Here is a 17,556-nt window from a genome sequence, read left to right on the forward strand (position 1 = left end):
CCCTCCTTATTTGATCAGCGCATTGCTGTCGATGATAAGTGCAACTTGTCCATCCCCCAGAATGGTAGCCCCGGAGATGGCAAATATCTCAGTCAAGTAGTTTCCGAGAGATTTAAGCACTATTTCCTGCTGTCCGATGAAGCCATCCACAATCAAGCCGGCCGACTTATCACCTTTTTTGATGATGACGACAGAATAATGATCTGTCTCCTCATACACATTCGGTACTTGGAATACATCTTTCAAAGAAACAAGGGGAACGACTCTTCCGCGAAAATCGATTACAGCTTGGTTATGGACATGCATTACCTCCGATTTCGGAATGATTGCTGTCTCGATGATGGAAGAAAGCGGAACAGCGTATTTCTCTTTTTGGATTTCCACCAGCAATACACTGATGATGGACAAGGTCAGCGGCAGCTCGATGCTGAACAAGGATCCTTTTCCTTCTTCGGAGCTTATGGTAATCGTGCCGCCGAGTGATTCGATGGTATTACGGACGACATCCAACCCTACACCCCGGCCGGAAATATCCGAGATGGTATCAGCAGTGGAAAAACCGCTTTCCATGATCAAGCCGAATATTTGACTGTCATTCATGATTGCCGCTTGTTCTTTTGTGATAAGGCCGTTGTTTATCGCTTTCTCCGTGACTTTCTTCCGGTTGACCCCGGCGCCATCATCACTGATGTCGATAAAGACATGATTGCCTGAATGATAGGCTTTCAGCTTGATGGTTCCAGTTTCCGGCTTTCCTAGTTCCCGTCTTACTTCCGGAGTCTCGATACCATGATCCAGGCTGTTTCGTATCAAATGCACCAGCGGATCACCGATTTCATCGATGACTGTGCGATCAAGCTCTGTTTCAGCACCTTCAATCTGCAAATCGATTTTCTTGCCCAAATCCTTGGCAAGCTGACGGACCATACGCGGAAATCGATTGAATACCTGATCGATCGAAACCATCCGCATTGTCAATACGATGCTTTGAAGGTCGCCGGAAATCCTGGCCATTCGCTCCACGGTCTCATGCAGTTCAGGATTTTTAACATCCTCTGCGATCTGCTCGAGCCTGCCTCGGTCGATCACCAGTTCCTCGAACAGGTTCATCAGGATATCAAGTCGTTCAATATTCACACGGATCGTCTTATTGCTATGCTGCGCTTTTTTCTCGGTGGTTGTTTCGTCGGCTTTTTCTTCAGCAGCCGATGCTGCTGCTTCTTCTTTTGCCTCTTCCTGTGCATGCTTATATGTATCGATGTAGAAGTTTTGGATGTCAACTGCATCGATTTCGGATACTTTCAGGATTTTTTCTTCGATAAGCTCCTTCGACTCTTTCGTCACGACCAAAACTTCAAACGTCTGTTCGAATGCCTCATCCTCAAGCTGCGAAACATCAGGATTGGATTTGACCACTTCCCCCAATGATTCAAGCACTTCGAAGACCATATAGACCCGGGCAGCCTTCAGCATGCAATCTTCACGCAGCGTAACCTTCGCATAAAAGTTCTGAAATCCTTTTTCCTCGCTTTCCCGAAGTACCGCCAGCTCGAATTCGTCCAAAATCAGACCTGGTGTTTCATCAGTTTTTCCTTCGGCAGCCGTTGCTGTACTTTCCAGGGGTGCCTCGCCGGATTCAATCGCTTCCAGCTGGCGGACCAGTTCCGTCACCTCTTTGGTCCCTGCTCCCCCCGACTCGATATCCAGGACCATTGCTTCGAGACTATCGACAGCGTCGAAGACGACATCCAGTATGTCAGGATTGATCGTGATCTGGTGATTCCGGATTGCATCCAGTACGTTCTCCATCTGATGTGTCAAATTCGCCAAATCCTGATAACCCATCGTAGCCGACATACCTTTCAGCGTATGTGCGGAACGGAAGATTTCGTTGACCAATCCGATATCCTCGGGCTGTTTTTCCAATTCCAGCAAATGCTGATTCAAGCTTTGCAGATGCTCTTTGCTTTCTTCGATGAACACGCCTAAATACTGATCTATTTCCATTGGTTGACCCCCTCTAAAAGATTGACTCTCTGCTGTATAGCGGAAGCGATGGACTGTACCGGACATACGTGATGGAGCAATCCTGCCTCGGCAGCAGCCCTCGGCATACCATACACGACACAGGATTCCGCTGATTCTCCGATGCTGTAGACCGACGGATGCTTATCCCTGATCATGCGCAGACCATCCGTGCCATCCGCTCCCATGCCCGTCATGATGACAGTGCAAATATCCACATTTTCCAAGCTGCTGATGGATTCAAACATACGATCCACGGAAGGACGATGCCCTTTCACCGGTTCTTCCATCGTCAATTTCGCAATAAGCCGGCTGTCCGCCTGCTCAATCGTCAGGTGCTGACCTCCAGGAGCAATGTAAACCACACCATTTTTCAAGATTTCATTCTGCTGGGCTTCCTTTACACTTATCGCACTCAAGCCATCCAGCCTTTCCGCCAGGGACTTGGTGAATCCCACCGGCATATGCTGGACGACGACAACTGGCGCTGCGAGTGCAGAAGGAAGCTTTCCGACTACTTCCTGCAAAGCTCGCGGACCTCCAGTGGATGTACCGATCGCCACAAGACTGCGATCCGCCCGTTTCCTCTCAGGCGCCTTGGCGATCATCTTCACGTCAGCCGCTTTGACACGCTGTTTAACGGAGAGCCGGGAGGATGATGCAGCTACGACTTTGACAACCAACTCATCCCGCACCTTATCCAAATCCAAGGATATCGAGCCGGAAGGTTTCGCAATGAAATCAACTGCACCAAGTGACATGGCATGAATGGTCATGTCTGCACCTTGCTTTGTCAGGCTGGAAAGCATGACCACAGGCAGCGGATGCTTCCGCATGATTTCCTTGAGTGCTTCAAGTCCGTCCATAATCGGCATTTCAACATCCATGGTCACAACATCAGGTTTCAGCTGACTGATTTGCTCCAGTCCATCCTTGCCGTTCCGGGCTGTTCCGATAACTTCAAGCCGTTCATCACCATTCAGGAGGTCGGAAATGATTTTTCGCATAAAAGCGGAATCATCAACGACCAAAACGCGTATTTTTTCCATTGGGTGTCCCTCCTTTCATCCAGATTTCTTTTAATTTGCCGATGAATGATGTCCTTCCTTTAGCTGTCATGCCTTCTGCGGGTTTCAGATAATCGGAGGCAAGCTGTTTCATGATGGCTCCTGCTTTTGAATCCTTCTGATTGATAAACGGCTCCTGCATCTTTACCGATTTAGGGATCTGTTTATCCTCAGGAAGAATGCCCAGGAGAAGGATTTCAGCATGGAGGAATGTTTGTACAACTTCCTTCATGCGGTCAGCGGTATCCTGCCCTTCCTGCCTATCCATAGCCCGATTGACGAGGAGGTTCATGGGCAGATCAGCATTCATGCTTTTGATATGTTTAATCAGCGCATAGGCATCCATCATACTTGTAGGTTCTGTGGTCGTGACGATGATACTTTCGTCCGCTGCCAAAATGAAACCTGCACTTTCTTCTGTTAAACCGGCTCCCATATCAAGGATCACAAAGTCATATCTCTGCTGAGCCCTTTCAAATTCCTGCTGGAAGTGGGCAAATCCCCCACCATCCATCCGGAAAAATTCATCCATGGCGGCACCGGCAGCTATGAAATCAAGGTCATCGGGACCTGTTTCCACAATTTCTTCCATTCTCAATCTGTTCTGGATCATATCCACAAAGGAACGTTTGGCTGAAATGCCGAGCAGTATTTCGATGTTTCCCATGCCAAGATCCAGATCGATAAGAAGAACCGATTTCCCAAGCTTACCCAGAGCCAATGAAAAGTTCAGCGCAACATTCGATTTGCCCACTCCGCCTTTTCCGCTGGCTACAGCTATGGTACGCGCCAGCGCATTCCGCTTGACGCTCGCCCGGAGTTTGGCTGCTTGATCATACACGCGCAGTCGCCTCCATCACACTTTTTGCCAAATAGGATGCGGATGGGACGAGAATATCATCAGGTACATCCTGACCATGTGTCAGATAAGCCACTCCTATATGCGCTTGCTGAACCAAATTCAAAATAGCGCCATAACGGCTTGCTTCATCCATCTTCGTGAATATGAACTGCTTGATCGGCAAGTGGGCAAATTGTTCATAAACCTTGGACAGATCAGATGCCCTGGTTGTTATGGACAAAGCCAGATAAGTTTCCGCTTCGTGATCTAAGTCGAGTGTACGTTCCAGCTCTTTTACATAACCTGCATCCTTGAAATTCCTGCCTGCAGTATCAATGAAAACCAAGTCATAATCTTCCAGCTTCTTCCTGGCAGCCTGGTAATCTTCCAGCGAATAAGCAACTTCCAGCGGCACTTCCAGTATCTTGGCATATGTCCGCAGCTGATCGATGGCTGCGATCCTATATGTATCTGTCGTGATGAATGCAACCCGTTTTTTATCGACCAAAGCACTTTTTGCAGCAAGCTTGGCAATCGTCGTTGTTTTGCCTACCCCGGTCGGACCGACCAGATGGATGAACTTCTTCTCGAACCCGACAGGCTGCTGAACCTTTTCAAATCGTTTCACCAGGATTTCATAGAGTATTTGTTCTGCATCCTCATTCGAGTCGTTTCCCAAAAGATGCTCCATCAGTCCGGAAGCGATCTGCGGATGAACCTCGTTGTGCAGAAGCCGATCATATAAGCCTTGCAGCGGCAGGGCATAATGCCGAGTCTGGGTAGAAAGGGCAGATTTCAATTCCTGCTTCAGGGCTGTGATTTCAGCGGACAAATCCCTTTCAGCTGGACCATGCTCCATTTTTGACAAAGGGGCGGCACTTGAAATATCAGGTTTCTGATCTGCTTGACTGCCGCGGGTGACATCGGGATCAAGCGCCGCGATGACTTCGATCCGCTTCTTCTTGAAAAGACCGAGAAAACCGCCGCTTGTCAGTTCTTTGGTGCGCAGGATGACTGCATCCTTGCCAAGCTCCCGTCTGATTTGAATCATCGCTTCAGGCATCGTATCCGCTGTATACTTCTTCATTTTCATGCAACATTCACCATCCCGACACTCCTGATTTCTGTTGTATTATCCAATTCATTATAGGATAGGACGACTGCATGAGGCAGGCTGCGATCAAGCAGCTGGCGTATGTACATGCGGATCGTAGGAGAACACAGCACGATGACTGTCTCTTCCCGCAATGACAGACGCTCTGCCTGTTCCATCACTGACTGTACGATTTTTTGCTGAGACTCCGGATCCAAGGACAAATAATTCCCATGCTCTGTTTGCTGAATATGATCCGCTATCAATTTCTCGACAGCTCCGGAAACGGTGATGACTTGTAATGGCTGCTTATCCTTGGCATATTGCTTTGTGATCTGGGGCGCCAGCGCTTGGCGAGCATATTCTGCCAGCAAGTCGGTATCGGTCGTCATCCGGCCGAAATCAGCCAATGTCTCGAATATTACCGGTAAGTTCCTGACAGACACATGCTCACGAAGCAGTTTCGCCAGCACTTTTTGCACGTCTCCGACAGATAGCGGCTCTGGCGTGACTTCTTCCGCCAAGATGGGATACGATTCCTTCAAATGATCGATAAGCTGCTTCGTTTCCTGTCTGCCCAGCAACTCATGGGCATGGCGCTTGATCGTTTCCGTAAGATGAGTCGATACGACGGATGGAGGATCAACGACAGTGTAGCCGGAAAGCTCTGCTTCATCCTTCATTTCCTCACTGATCCATTTAGCAGGCAGGCCGAAAGCTGGTTCAAGGGTATCTATCCCATCCAAACCGTCATCTTCGACTCCCGGACTCATCGCTAAGTAATGATCAAGGAGCACTTCACCGGAAGCAACTTCATTTCCTTTGATCTTCAAACGATATTCATTTGGTCCAAGCTGGATATTATCGCGTATGCGAACCACAGGAATGACGATACCAAGCTCGATCGCAAGCTGCTTACGGATCATGACGATCCGGTCAAGCAAGTCGCCGCCTTGATTCGTATCAGCCAGCGGTATAAGTGCATAGCCGAATTCGAACTCGATCGGATCCATACTGAGCAGGTTCACCACATTGTCGGAAGATTTCATGGAAGTCTCTTCCTGTACTTCTTCCGACTCAACGTCCATTGTCTCTTCTCGCTTCTGTGCCCTTGATAGGAAGAAAGCAGAACCAGCCAGCACGGCAGCAATGGAAGTTGTCAGGAAGAAGTTGATCGGTGTCAAACCAAGCAAGAAAATTGTACCTGCTGCAATGTACAGCAAGCTGGGAAAACGGAATAGCTGTTTGGTCACATCGCTTCCGAGATTCCCTTCGGAGGCTACCCTTGTCACAACGATACCTGTTGCAGTGGAGATGAGGATTGCCGGAATCTGCGTCACCAATCCGTCCCCTACCGTAAGACGCATATACGTATTGATGGCATCCTGGAAACTCATCCCCAATTGCATCATCCCGATGATCAAGCCGAAGATGATATTGATCAATACGATGATGATACCAGCGATGGCATCACCTTTTACGAACTTGCTCGCACCATCCATCGCCCCGTAGAAATCCGCCTCATTTTCCACTTTTTCACGACGTTTTTTTGCCTCGACATCGGAAATCATGCCTGCATTCAAGTCGGCATCGATGCTCATTTGCTTTCCTGGCATCGCATCAAGGGTGAAACGGGCAGCCACTTCGGAGACCCGCTCCGATCCCTTTGTGATGACCAGGAATTGAATGATGACCAAAATGATGAAGACGACAAAGCCGACTAACGGATTATCCCCGATGACGAAACTGCCGAACGTCTCTACTACCCCGCCGGCATGGCCATCTGAGAGGATGGCTCTTGTGGTGGAGATATTCAGTGCCAATCGGAACAGCGTCAGCAAAAGTAAGAGAGAAGGGAAGATCGAGAATTGCAGCGCTTCCTCTGTATTCATCGCCACAAGGATGACAATCAAAGCAAGCGAGATATTCGTCAGGATCAAGATGCTCAAAAGCCAGCCCGGCATCGGGATCACGAGCATGACAATCACTAAAATTACTGCTATAAGTACTGACATATCCTTAAGTTTCATGTTGAAATTCCTCTTCTCTTACATTTTACGCTCCGTGCGGTATACGAAGGCGAGCACCTCTGCAACCGCTTGGAAAAATTCTTCCTGAATCGGCTGATTCAGCTCCACTTTTTTATATAATCCGCGTGCCAGCGGCTTGTTTTCCACCATCATTACATCATTCGCCTTTGCTATTTCCTTGATTTTAAGCGCTACATGATCCATGCCCTTGGCAATGACGATCGGCGTATCCGACTTTTTCTCGTCATACTGGATGGCAATCGCAAAGTGCGTCGGGTTGGTAATGACGACATCGGCTTTTGGAACCTCACTCATCATCCTCATCATGGACATCTGACGCTGCTTTTCTTTAATTTTGGAACGAATCAATGGATTACCTTCCGTGTTTTTATATTCATCCTTGATATCCTGTTTGGACATCCGGATATTCTTCTCAAAATCAAATCGCTGGTAAGTATAATCCAGCACTGCAATGAACAGCAAAGCCAAAGCAGCTGCAAAACCCATATATAATGTTGTCTTGCCGAAAAACTGCATGGCATTTTCCGGAGCTTTCGTAAACATGGTCATGACCGTGTCCATATTCTCCCAAAGCATATAGAAAGTCACTGCTCCTACCAAGCCGATCTTCAGCAAGGATTTCACAAGCTCCACCAATGCCCGGACAGAAAAGATACGTTTTGCTCCTTGGATTGGATCGATCTTCTTCAGATCGAATTTGATGTTTTCCCCGCTGAAAAGCAATCCGAATTGCGCAAAATTGGAAACCAGACCGGCAAGGATGGCGATACCCATCACCGGCCCGACGATCTTAGCCAAGGCTATGCTCATCTCCACAAGCAGTGTCTGCACGGTATTGGCGGTGATTTCCTGTGTGAGATATTCATCAAATACAATGGTGAATAGCTGTAAGAACTGATCTTTGAAATATCCGCCCATCAAAGCCAAGGCTCCCAAGGAAAATAAAAGCAATATGGCGGTATTGACATCCTGACTCTTGGCAACCTGCCCTTTTTTCCTTGTATCCTTACGCTTTTTCGGTGTCGCTTTCTCTGTTTTCTCACCAGCGAAAAACTGCAGATCCAAGCGGTATTTCATTTAAGACCCTCCAAACAGAACCATCAAATCACGCATCGTCACAAGCATATAATCAAACAGCTGCCGAACCACTGTCATATAAACGCCGATCGAAAGGAATAACAGGACAAATGCTACAAGTATCTTAATCGGCAGGCCCACGACAAACACATTCAGCTGCGGCACGGTCCTTGCTATTATTCCGATGGCTACATCAACCAGGAACAGACAGCCGACAATCGGTATACTCATCTGGAAGGCGATGAGGAACATCTGCCCGAAGGATCGGAGCACCAATTCCACAAATGACTGATCTCCAAATGGCACCATTTCATCCAAAGGAATCAGTTGATAGCTGTAGAAAATACCATCGATCAAGAGCAAGTGCCCATTGACGGACAGCAGGAACAGCGTTGCAATCGTGTAAAGGAATTGTCCTGTCAGAGGGCTCTGGGCTCTCGTAACCGGGTCGATGACATTGGCAATCGCAAAACCCATCTGAAAATCAATCAATCCCCCGGCAACATTGATTGCCTGAATGACGATGAAAGCAAGCAGGCCGATTGTCAGGCCGACCATTGCTTCTTTAAAAAGCAAAAGAAAGTACGTATGATCGACCGGAACTGTCGGACGATCGATCGTAAAGAAAATGATCAAAGCAAGGAAAAAGCTGAATCCAATCTTGAATGTCGTCGGCACATTCCGGTAAGAAAACAGCGGTACAGTCACAAAAAAAGCGACGAGACGGACCAATATCAATGCAAATGCCGGTACAACGGTATAATCAATCTGAGACAGCATCTGCTCAGCCCACAAATCGATCCAAATTCTGCAGTATGCCTGCAGTGAACTCGACCATTCTTGTCAGCATCCACGGACCGAAGAATACCAAACCGACCAATACGGCGACTATTTTAGGAATGAACGCAAGCGTCTGTTCCTGAATCTGCGTCGTCGCTTGGAATATGCTGACGATCAAACCGACAGCAAGGGCTACGATAAGCAAGGGTCCGCTGACAATCAGGACTGTATAAATACCGCGTTCTGCGATGGAAATAACAAATTCACTGCTCATAATACCTTACGCTCCTTCATTCGCTAAAACCCTCGCAGCAACGAGGATGTAACCAAATACCAGCCATCCACCAGGACGAATAACAAAATTTTAAATGGCAATGAAATGATTACCGGCGGCAGCATCATCATCCCCATCGACATAAGGATGCTGGCTACAGCCATATCGATAACAAGAAATGGGATGAAAATCATGAAACCCATTTGAAAAGCCGTCTTCAACTCGCTGATAGCAAAAGCCGGCACAAGTGTTGACAGCGGAATATCCTCGACTGATTCCGGTTTTTCCAGACCGGCATAATTCATGAATAAAGATAAATCCTTTTGTCGCGTTTCCTCCGCCATGAACGTCTTGATTGGTCCGCTCGCTTCCGTATAGGCCTCATCAAGCGATATTTCATCGTTCATCAATGGCGTGATGGCCTGGTCATTAATTTCACTGAAGGTCGGCGCCATGATGAAGAAGGTCATGAATAAAGCAATCCCGATCAAAACCTGTGTCGGCGGTGTCTGCTGTGTGCCTAAGCTCATCCTTACGAAGGATAGCACGACAACGATCCGTGTAAAACATGTCATCAGGATGAGAATCCCTGGTGCCAAAGAAAAAATGGTCAATAATAGCAGCAATTTTACCGAGGTCGATACATTCTCGGGGTCGGTTCCAGAAAATATATTGATAAAATCATTCATCGTCCGTATCCTTCCTTTGCTGCTGTTCCAATCTGTTGCGTGACTGCTTCAGCTTCCTTATTTCCTCTTTGAACTGTTCCTGGAAGCTGGATGCAGCCCCATCACTTTTCGCCGATTCTTCCTGCTGCTTCTCTTCCTGCTGTTTTTTGCCCGGCAATATATTGGCCAATAAGGCCGATGCCTTCATTTCCTGCTGATCCTGTTCCGTCAATTCCTTGATTGTCTGCTCATCTTCGATTTCAGTCAGTAAATCGACATTGTCCCCGACTCCAAGCATATAAACCTTTTCACCAACCCGGACAATCTGGACGGATTTATTGTTGCCAAGTGCAATACCGCCAATATTCTCCATCGCCCGGACTTGCTGGAACAGGCGATTCCGTTTATTCAAAAACTTGAGTAGGACATAGATCAGTCCGAGCACGACTGCCAGTGCCAATGCAAGCTTTACTAGATTCATAAAGGTAGATGTGCCTCCAGCTGCCGCATCGGCCGAATCAGCTGCTGGTGTATTCTCTTGTTGATTTCCGGCTTCATTCATATCTTTGCAGTCTTCCGATTGTGCAGCATCTTTCTTTAAACAATCCTCCACACTCGCTGCCGCTTCGGCAGATATGGGAGAAATGACTAGATGCATCAATACAAGGAGCATGCATGCCCAGACTGTTCTTTTCATCATTTCCTACTCACCTTTTTTAGCTCAATGCTTTTTGGATTGCCTCTACAACACGATCTGCCTGGAATGGTTTAACGATAAAGTCCTTCGCACCAGCTTGAATGGCATCGATGACCATCGCCTGCTGCCCCATGGCAGAACACATGATGACTTTCGCATCTGGATATTGGCTTTTGATTTCCTTCATAGCTGCAATACCATCCATTTCAGGCATTGTGATGTCCATCGTCACCAAATCAGGAGTCAATTCTTTGTATTTCTCTACAGCCTGCTGGCCATCTTGTGCTTCCCCTACTACTTCAAAGCCATTCTTTGTCAAAATATCCTTGATCATCATACGCATGAATGCAGCGTCATCTACGATTAGAATTCTGTTTCCCATATTTTCTCTTCCTCTCAATGGTCGAATTAGTTGATTGATTTTAATCTATCGGATTGACTAAGGATATCCGTCACACGTACACCGAAATTCTCTTCGATGACGACAACTTCACCTTTTGCAATCAATTTATCATTAACGTGGATATCCACTGGCTCACCCGCAAGCTTGTCCAATTCCACGACGGAACCGACAGACAGCTCCAGGATTTCCTTGATGGTGCGCTTTGTACGGCCCAGCTCGACGGAAACTTTCAAAGGGATGTCCATCAGCAAATCCAAGTTGCGCGGATTCCCAGACGTCGGTGCTGCTGGTGTATCAAAGCTTGTGAAAGCTGCTTGCTGCACATTCGGAGCAGGCTGGGAAGTCTGTGTCTGCTGCATGGTTTGTACAGGTGTTTCCCGGACAGACGGCTGTGCTTGGCTTGGAGCTTCCTGTACCGGCGGTGCTGTGACTTCCGGCTCCGACGCAGCAGGATGCAGCAGCTCATTCACCATATCCTTGGCAAAATCCGTTGATAGCAGCTGCATGATGGAAGAGTCGATCAAGTCACCGATTTTCAAATCGAATGACACACTTACTACCTGATCATCAGCAGGCAGCTTATCGGCTCCAGTACCCTCGGATAGATTCATCAATGCAATGGAAGGCGGAGAAATATCCACTTTCTTGCTGAATACGGTGCTCATGCTTGTAGCAGCTGCACCCATCATTTGGTTCATCGCTTCCTGTACAGCACTTTGATGGATCTCATTGAATTCTTCGGCTGGTGCATTTCCGTCACCGCCAAGCATTAAATCCGCAATGATTGCAGCATCCCGCTGCTTGATGACGAATAGGTTCGTCCCGGAAAATCCTTCGGTATAGCTGACCTCTATCGCCACATTCGGCTGCGGGAATTTTTCGTATAAATCAGACCGTTTGACGATGGAGGTTTTAGGCGTTGTGATGTCCACCTTTTGATTCAAAAGTGTCGATAATGTAGTTGCTGAACTTCCGAACGAGATATTGCCTATTTCTCCAAGTGCATCCACTTCCATCGAATCCAAATCTTCTTTAGGGAGGATCTGCTCATCATCTGTGCTGGTCGAACTATCATCTGATCCCTTCAATAATGCATCTATCTCTTCTTGGGATAACATATTGTCAGTCATTTTCTTCCCCCCCTGTTTCAATCTCTTCCATTATTTGTATCGCCATTCTATTTTTTTGTTTGCCTGGCTGTGCTTTAAACTTCACTTGGTTGTCCACTTTTATATCAAGCGGATGATCGATCGCCTGGTTCAGCATCAGTACATCGCCTTCCTGGAGCTTCATCAATTCCTCTACCTGAATCGAAGTCTCTCCAAGGATCGCCTTCAAGTCGACCGAAGCTTGCTGTATGCCAGTAGACAGGTCCCTCCACTCTCTCTCATTGCCTTGTCTGTCCACAGGAGCCTGCATCCAGTAATGAACGGAAAGCTTCGATACAATCGGCTCCAGGACGACATGAGGAATACAAATATTGATCATTCCTGACGTTTCACCGATTGTTGTGTTCAGTGTCACAACGACGACAGTCTCATTTGGTGACACCATTTGGAGGAACTGCGGGTTGATCTCAAACTCTTCCAATAAAGGATCCACATCCTCTATCGATTGCCATGCTGCTTTAAGGTTTTCCATTCCGGATTCGAATAATTGCGTCATGAGTATTGTTTCGATTTCAGTCAGATTGTTGATCTTGTTGACACTGCTGCCGCGACCGCCAAGTGTTCTATCAAGCATCGCAAAAGCGATGTTCGGATCATACTCCATCAAAATCTTGCCTTCCAGCGGTGACAGGCTATATGTGTTCAGAATCGTCATCGCCGGGATGGAACGAATGAACTCCTCATATGGTAGCTGATCGACGGATGCTACTGATATTTGGACAAATGTCCTTAGCTTGGCTGAGTAGAATGTCGTCAGCAGCCTGGCAAAATTTTCATGGATACGCGTAATGCTGCGTATCTGATCCTTCGAGAAGCGGAGTGCCCGTTTGAAGTCATACGTTCTCACTTTTTTGGCTTTCTCGTCCTGTTTCAGCTCATCTGCATCCATTTCACCGGAAGATATTGCGGATAACAGTGCATCGATCTCATTCTGTGATAAGACCTCTTCTGCCATGCACGTCACCTCCGTTCCTGCTTTTCAGTGATTTATTGTAAAACTTTGCTGACCGTATAGACATCCTCGATCGAGCCTTCTTGCATTTCTTCGTTCAATTTTTTCTTCAGATTTTTCTCCAAGTCTGTCAAGCCGGCTTGGAAATCTTCCTTATTCATCGCGGTCATTTCCTTGATCACGATATTTTTCAGCTGAAACTGTCTTGCAGTCACTTCTTCCTTCGCTTTCTCACCGTCGGTGATGAGCTGGAATTGGATTCGGACGATACTGCCATCCTCCAAGTCCGTCGTTATTTCATCGGTTGTCACGGAATTCGCAGCAAGCTCACTCGCCGAAGGTTCCTTCGCTTCCGATGTGGGGCTCGTGAAGAAGCTCCAAGCAGCATAGCCGCCAGCGCCCAGGATGATGACAGCCGATAAAATGATAATGATAACTTTAGCGTTCATTTTTTTCTTGTTTCTCCTTTGTTCCGATCAAGCCGATAGATTGATAGAATTCACGGATTTTCCTCGCCACTTCTATCTCTGACTCCCGAACGATGATCTTTTTGCTGGATGTGAGTGTGATTGTCGTATCGGGAAACGATTGGATTTGCTCAATGAAAAGCGCATTCAACGTAAATGTCTCTCCATTTAATTTAGTTAATTTGATCACTTTGAAAAGGGAGTAAGGCTACTCCCTTCACCTCCTGTTTATCGTTTCAGGTTGACAAGCTCTTCCAGGATCTGGTCGGAAGTCGTGATGATCCTTGTGTTCGCCTGGAATCCACGCTGGGCGATGATCATGTTTGTGAATTCCTCGGAAAGATCGACATTGGACATTTCCAATGCACCTGATACGATTTGGGCAGTACCATTCTCGCCAGGAGCAGAAATCTGCTCTGCTGACAGACCGGCATTCGGGCTATTCCGGTACGTGCTGTTACCATTTTTGATCAAGCCATCCGGGTTGGAGAACTTAGCCAGACCGATGGTTCCAGCTACAGCTACCTCTCCGCCTTCAGCAGTGTAATTAACCTCTCCTTGCCCGTTAATGCTGATGCTGGTAGCGCCTTCTGGAACCGTTATCGCCTCGCCGTTTACATCGAGCAGGAATTGACCGCTGCTATTCACGATCCTGCCGTCCCCATCCAAGTAGAAGTTACCAGCTCTTGTAAATCCGATATCGGCTGAATTCATATCATCATTCCCTGTCGGATTAGCGGATACGATGAACATTCCTTCACCTTCAAGCGCCAAATCAAGTGTCCGATCGGTATTCTGGCGGTTACCTTGGGTATGTACATTATCAATGGAACCGACTTTCGAACCTAGACCAACCTGACTTGCATTTGTACCGCCTGTTTGAGCTGTCGGATCAGTGGAAGCTTTGATTTGCTGATTCATCATATCCTGAAAAGTGATTCTGCTTTTCTTGTAACCGGATGTATTGACGTTTGCAATATTGTTACTGACTACATCCAAATTTGTTTGAAAACCTTTCATTCCTGAGATACCAGAGTAAAGTGAACGTAACATGCTTCATCATCCTTTTCTTTTTATTCGTTGCTTACCTTCGTAACAGCGTCTGCATAAATCGACTTTCCATTTTCAAGCTCCAAAACAGCATAGCCGCCTTGCTGTGTCACAGCCTTCACCTTGCTTGTGATGGTGTCCGTGATTTCACCTGTATCCAAATCGTATTCGTTGTAGGTGACATTTTTATCAATCATATGGCTGTACTCGATAACCGGAGACGTGTATGACGAATTGCCTGCCATATATTCGACAACCTCGGTCATATTCATTATTTGTTCCAAAGTGGTGAAGGAAGTCATTTGGTCAATGAACTTCGATTCATCCATTGGGTTTGTCGGATCCTGGTTCTGGAGCTGTACCATCAGGATCTGAAGGAAATCATCTTTATCAAGCGTAGAACTTGGTGTCCTCGTTTTTTGTGAATCCAGATAATAGCTGGAATCGATTGTGCTTGTGGTCGTCATATCCTAATTCCCTCCTGCTCAGAAAGAATTTCTGCAAAACTTGTATCCATGCTGTCTTGGATTTCCTGTTGCTGCTGTCTTTGCTGTCGGTCCTGCTGTCCTTCATTGTCATCCTGGAACTGCTGCTGGCTGTTTCTCTCAGGTGAGGTTGCTTGGAGCTGATCCACTCGCTCGGTAATGCTCACTTGATGAGGGGAAAACATATGCTTGAGGCTCGATATGTTGGAATCAAGCATGTCCTTCGCTTGTTTGGAAGCTGCAACGATCTGAACGGTTATATCCCCGTTCTCCCGGACCAATTTCACTTGTAAGTCACCTAGATTGCCAGGACGAAGCTGGATCGATAATTCCTTCAATCCGTTTCTGTCCGACAGCATACCGCTGAACTTTACAGCCTGTTCCAATTTTTGGACCAGCTCTTTGCCAGCTTGCTCCGGAGCCAGGTCAGCTTGCTTAAGATGGAAAACAAGCTGCTCTTGTTTCGATACTTGAAGCGTGCTTATTTGTTTGGGATCAAATGTCTGAAAATCTTGTTTTTGCTGTGTTGATACCGACTTGCTTGCTAAAGTTTTTTCATTGCTGCCTGCAGAGGCTTCCACAATCCGCCTGATAGCGCTCGCCATTTCTGTCAGCTTGGGCTGTGACTGCGCCTTTGACTCTTGCAATGCTGTTTGGCTTCTTGCGGACTCGCTATCCATCGTATTAGCGGCGGATACCAGCTTTGAAGTCTGCAATGCGGTTGATGGGTCTCGTTTATCAGAATGGGAAGATATGCCGGTAAGCATTGCCAAATCCTTTGATGAATTCTGATTGATGCCGGCAGCATCCGTCTGATTCTTGGATGGATTTCCTGCTTTTGTTACAGCAGATGACACCATTGAGCCCGGAGGCAATGTCTGCTGCAAGGCTGCTGTGATTCCATCAGCGTTCGCTGTAGCATTGCTTCCATTCAGTTGAGCCTGTAATTCTGCAAGCTGAGTCAACATATCATCGACCGCTGATTCCTGTCCCGATGGTTTGATATTTCGCAGAACTTGTTCCGCCTTGTCCCTTAACTGGCTTGGCAGGAATGCAGCCAAATTATTTTCCCCAAGCACTTGCCCGACAAGTTCCCATGCATCTTCAGGCAGCTCTTTGGGTTCAAGGGATTCCCCTGAACCCATCTTATTGAAGAATGCCTCCAAAACGACTTGCATATCCTGCTTATCCTGTAAATCCTTTATCACAGGAACGGAACTATCCGGATAGCTTATAGTCTCGTTAGCCGTGCCGGAAGCAGCTTGCTGAAACAGGCTTTGAAATAGATCACTACCAGCGGGCGTCCCCTTCTGCACATTTACAGCAGGAGCAGTCTGGAGTGAAGGAAAAGATGGGATCATATTATTCAACTTTCTCCCCCTCCTTCTCTGCTTCATCAACCATGGCACTGGTGTAGGATGCTGCTGCCTCAGGATCCATCGCAGCCAGGATCGTCCCCCGCTTTTTACCGGAAAGCTCCTGAAGAACTCCTAAAGCCTTCTCGTTATCCAGCTTACTGATGATTGCCGCTGCTTTTTCGTCATCCATCTTACTGAAGGAGGTCGCTGCTTCCTTGTATGGCGTCGCTGCTTCTTCCTCTTCTGTTGCTCCATCTCCGGAAGTGCCTTGCGCCTTTGCGGTATTGCTTGCTGGTTCGGTGCCGTTTAGCTGATTCTGCAGTTTGACGATCTGTTGATTGAGATCATCGATTTCTGCATTTTTTGCATCCTCGGTCTCTTTCATCATATCGATTGTTGCTTGCTGTTCCTTCAGCTGTTTTTTTAGTTTATCCGCATCAGCGGGGCTGCTTGAAGAAGATGCAGATTCATCATTGACCATATTGCCGATGACCGGAATACCTGATGCGAGCTTTGCAACAGATACACCCGAAAATTCCAATATTGCGATAACAAGTGCTGCTGCCAGTACAACCGGCAATAAAAAATAGAGAAAGAATCCTTTTCCTTTGCCTTTCTTCTTTTGTTGATCGTTTTTTTGCTTTGCCATATCCTATCGTGCTCCATTTGCTAAGAATTGGCGGATTGATATGTCATCCATCTGCCTTTTTTCTTCATCCTGCAGTTTCCGCCATGCTTCCTGCCGCTTCTTTTCCAGAAGCTTTTCGATTTTTTTCACTTCGATATAAGCTTCCGAAAGCAGTTCCTGCTTTTCCATCATGGCGTTGCGAGCAAATTGTACTGCTATCTGGGCCCGGTCTATCTGCCGGTTGATCGATTCCAGGAAGGCATGATGTTCGGATAACCGCTGGATAGGAACAGAAGCTGCCAAGCCTTTTGACAGCTGCTCTTCAGCACCTTCTTTTTTCTTGAGCAGCTCATATAAAGTCGTTGCCGCTGATTCGAACTGCTGCTGCTTCTCCGCAAAGGCCTGCTGTGCTGCTTTACGCTCACGCTCTTTCATACGCAGGATTTTTTCGAAAATCTTCGTGTCGGCCAT

20 protein-coding genes are annotated in these 17,556 nt (G+C 47.1%); all 20 read right to left on the reverse strand.

The genetic code is table 11. The features are described 5' to 3' along the window. Nucleotides 1–6: 6 nt before the first annotated feature. The 20 genes from MHI54_RS00875 to fliJ are packed head-to-tail and all read right to left on the reverse strand — an operon-like array spanning nucleotide 7 to nucleotide 17,556. Nucleotides 7–2,007 carry a chemotaxis protein CheA gene (locus MHI54_RS00875; RefSeq protein ID WP_095214719.1) on the reverse strand — a complete coding sequence of 667 codons (2,001 nt, stop codon included), beginning with the start codon at nucleotides 2,005–2,007 and terminating at the stop codon, nucleotides 7–9. Next, on the reverse strand, nucleotides 1,998–3,074 hold the full coding sequence (locus MHI54_RS00880; RefSeq protein ID WP_095214718.1) for a chemotaxis response regulator protein-glutamate methylesterase: 1,077 nt from the start codon (nucleotides 3,072–3,074) through the stop codon (nucleotides 1,998–2,000). Before MHI54_RS00880 ends, MHI54_RS00875 begins: the two co-directional genes overlap by 10 nt. Continuing rightward, entirely contained in the window at nucleotides 3,046–3,933 is an 888-nt protein-coding gene (locus MHI54_RS00885; RefSeq protein WP_158221470.1) for a MinD/ParA family protein, read from the reverse strand. Before MHI54_RS00885 ends, MHI54_RS00880 begins: the two co-directional genes overlap by 29 nt. Beyond that, nucleotides 3,926–5,026 (reverse strand): flagellar biosynthesis protein FlhF, encoded by a 1,101-nt coding sequence (gene flhF, locus MHI54_RS00890; RefSeq protein ID WP_095214716.1) that lies wholly within the window; start codon nucleotides 5,024–5,026, stop codon nucleotides 3,926–3,928. The genes MHI54_RS00885 and flhF overlap by 8 nt, the downstream gene beginning before the upstream one ends. Further along, nucleotides 5,023–7,056 carry a flagellar biosynthesis protein FlhA gene (gene flhA, locus MHI54_RS00895; RefSeq protein WP_095214715.1) on the reverse strand — a complete coding sequence of 678 codons (2,034 nt, stop codon included), beginning with the start codon at nucleotides 7,054–7,056 and terminating at the stop codon, nucleotides 5,023–5,025. Before flhA ends, flhF begins: the two co-directional genes overlap by 4 nt. An 18-nt stretch (nucleotides 7,057–7,074) precedes the next feature. Further along, complete coding sequence (gene flhB, locus MHI54_RS00900; protein WP_095214714.1) at nucleotides 7,075–8,154, reverse strand: flagellar biosynthesis protein FlhB; 1,080 nt, start codon at nucleotides 8,152–8,154, stop codon at nucleotides 7,075–7,077. Beyond that, a complete protein-coding gene (gene fliR / locus MHI54_RS00905; RefSeq protein WP_095214817.1) occupies nucleotides 8,155–8,934 on the reverse strand; it encodes a flagellar biosynthetic protein FliR in 780 nt (259 codons plus the stop codon). It lies immediately after the preceding gene. A gap of 4 nt (nucleotides 8,935–8,938) precedes the next feature. Beyond that, nucleotides 8,939–9,208, reverse strand: a complete 270-nt coding sequence (fliQ, locus tag MHI54_RS00910) for a flagellar biosynthesis protein FliQ (RefSeq protein WP_095214713.1) — start codon at nucleotides 9,206–9,208, stop codon at nucleotides 8,939–8,941. A 23-nt stretch (nucleotides 9,209–9,231) separates the two neighbouring features. After that, nucleotides 9,232–9,897 carry a flagellar type III secretion system pore protein FliP gene (fliP, locus tag MHI54_RS00915; protein WP_095214712.1) on the reverse strand — a complete coding sequence of 222 codons (666 nt, stop codon included), beginning with the start codon at nucleotides 9,895–9,897 and terminating at the stop codon, nucleotides 9,232–9,234. Then, a complete protein-coding gene (gene fliO, locus MHI54_RS00920; protein ID WP_095214711.1) occupies nucleotides 9,890–10,576 on the reverse strand; it encodes a flagellar biosynthetic protein FliO in 687 nt (228 codons plus the stop codon). The genes fliP and fliO overlap by 8 nt, the downstream gene beginning before the upstream one ends. A 16-nt stretch (nucleotides 10,577–10,592) precedes the next feature. After that, nucleotides 10,593–10,955: a response regulator gene (locus MHI54_RS00925; RefSeq protein ID WP_038560215.1), complete on the reverse strand. Its 363-nt coding sequence runs from the start codon at nucleotides 10,953–10,955 to the stop codon at nucleotides 10,593–10,595. A 26-nt stretch (nucleotides 10,956–10,981) separates the two neighbouring features. Continuing rightward, nucleotides 10,982–12,106, reverse strand: coding sequence for a flagellar motor switch phosphatase FliY (gene fliY, locus MHI54_RS00930; RefSeq protein WP_095214710.1), 1,125 nt, complete (start codon nucleotides 12,104–12,106; stop codon nucleotides 10,982–10,984). Beyond that, on the reverse strand, nucleotides 12,099–13,100 hold the full coding sequence (gene fliM, locus MHI54_RS00935) for a flagellar motor switch protein FliM (RefSeq protein ID WP_095214709.1): 1,002 nt from the start codon (nucleotides 13,098–13,100) through the stop codon (nucleotides 12,099–12,101). Before fliM ends, fliY begins: the two co-directional genes overlap by 8 nt. 32 nt (nucleotides 13,101–13,132) lie before the next feature. Beyond that, on the reverse strand, nucleotides 13,133–13,546 hold the full coding sequence (locus tag MHI54_RS00940; protein WP_095214708.1) for a flagellar basal body-associated FliL family protein: 414 nt from the start codon (nucleotides 13,544–13,546) through the stop codon (nucleotides 13,133–13,135). After that, entirely contained in the window at nucleotides 13,536–13,754 is a 219-nt protein-coding gene (locus tag MHI54_RS00945; RefSeq protein WP_095214707.1) for a flagellar FlbD family protein, read from the reverse strand. The genes MHI54_RS00940 and MHI54_RS00945 overlap by 11 nt, the downstream gene beginning before the upstream one ends. Nucleotides 13,755–13,792: 38 nt before the next feature. Next, nucleotides 13,793–14,617 (reverse strand): flagellar basal body rod protein FlgG, encoded by an 825-nt coding sequence (gene flgG, locus MHI54_RS00950; protein ID WP_095214706.1) that lies wholly within the window; start codon nucleotides 14,615–14,617, stop codon nucleotides 13,793–13,795. Nucleotides 14,618–14,637: 20 nt separating this feature from the next. Further along, complete coding sequence (locus MHI54_RS00955) at nucleotides 14,638–15,081, reverse strand: flagellar hook capping FlgD N-terminal domain-containing protein (RefSeq protein ID WP_095214705.1); 444 nt, start codon at nucleotides 15,079–15,081, stop codon at nucleotides 14,638–14,640. Further along, on the reverse strand, nucleotides 15,078–16,460 hold the full coding sequence (locus MHI54_RS00960) for a flagellar hook-length control protein FliK (protein ID WP_233134816.1): 1,383 nt from the start codon (nucleotides 16,458–16,460) through the stop codon (nucleotides 15,078–15,080). The genes MHI54_RS00955 and MHI54_RS00960 overlap by 4 nt, the downstream gene beginning before the upstream one ends. A 1-nt stretch (nucleotide 16,461) precedes the next feature. Beyond that, nucleotides 16,462–17,106 carry a hypothetical protein gene (locus MHI54_RS00965; protein WP_095214703.1) on the reverse strand — a complete coding sequence of 215 codons (645 nt, stop codon included), beginning with the start codon at nucleotides 17,104–17,106 and terminating at the stop codon, nucleotides 16,462–16,464. Between the two features lie 3 nt (nucleotides 17,107–17,109). Next, on the reverse strand, nucleotides 17,110–17,556 hold the full coding sequence (fliJ, locus tag MHI54_RS00970) for a flagellar export protein FliJ (protein ID WP_095214702.1): 447 nt from the start codon (nucleotides 17,554–17,556) through the stop codon (nucleotides 17,110–17,112).

The sequence above is a fragment of the Terribacillus sp. FSL K6-0262 genome, from assembly GCF_037977385.1.
Lineage (GTDB): Bacteria > Bacillota > Bacilli > Bacillales > Amphibacillaceae > Terribacillus.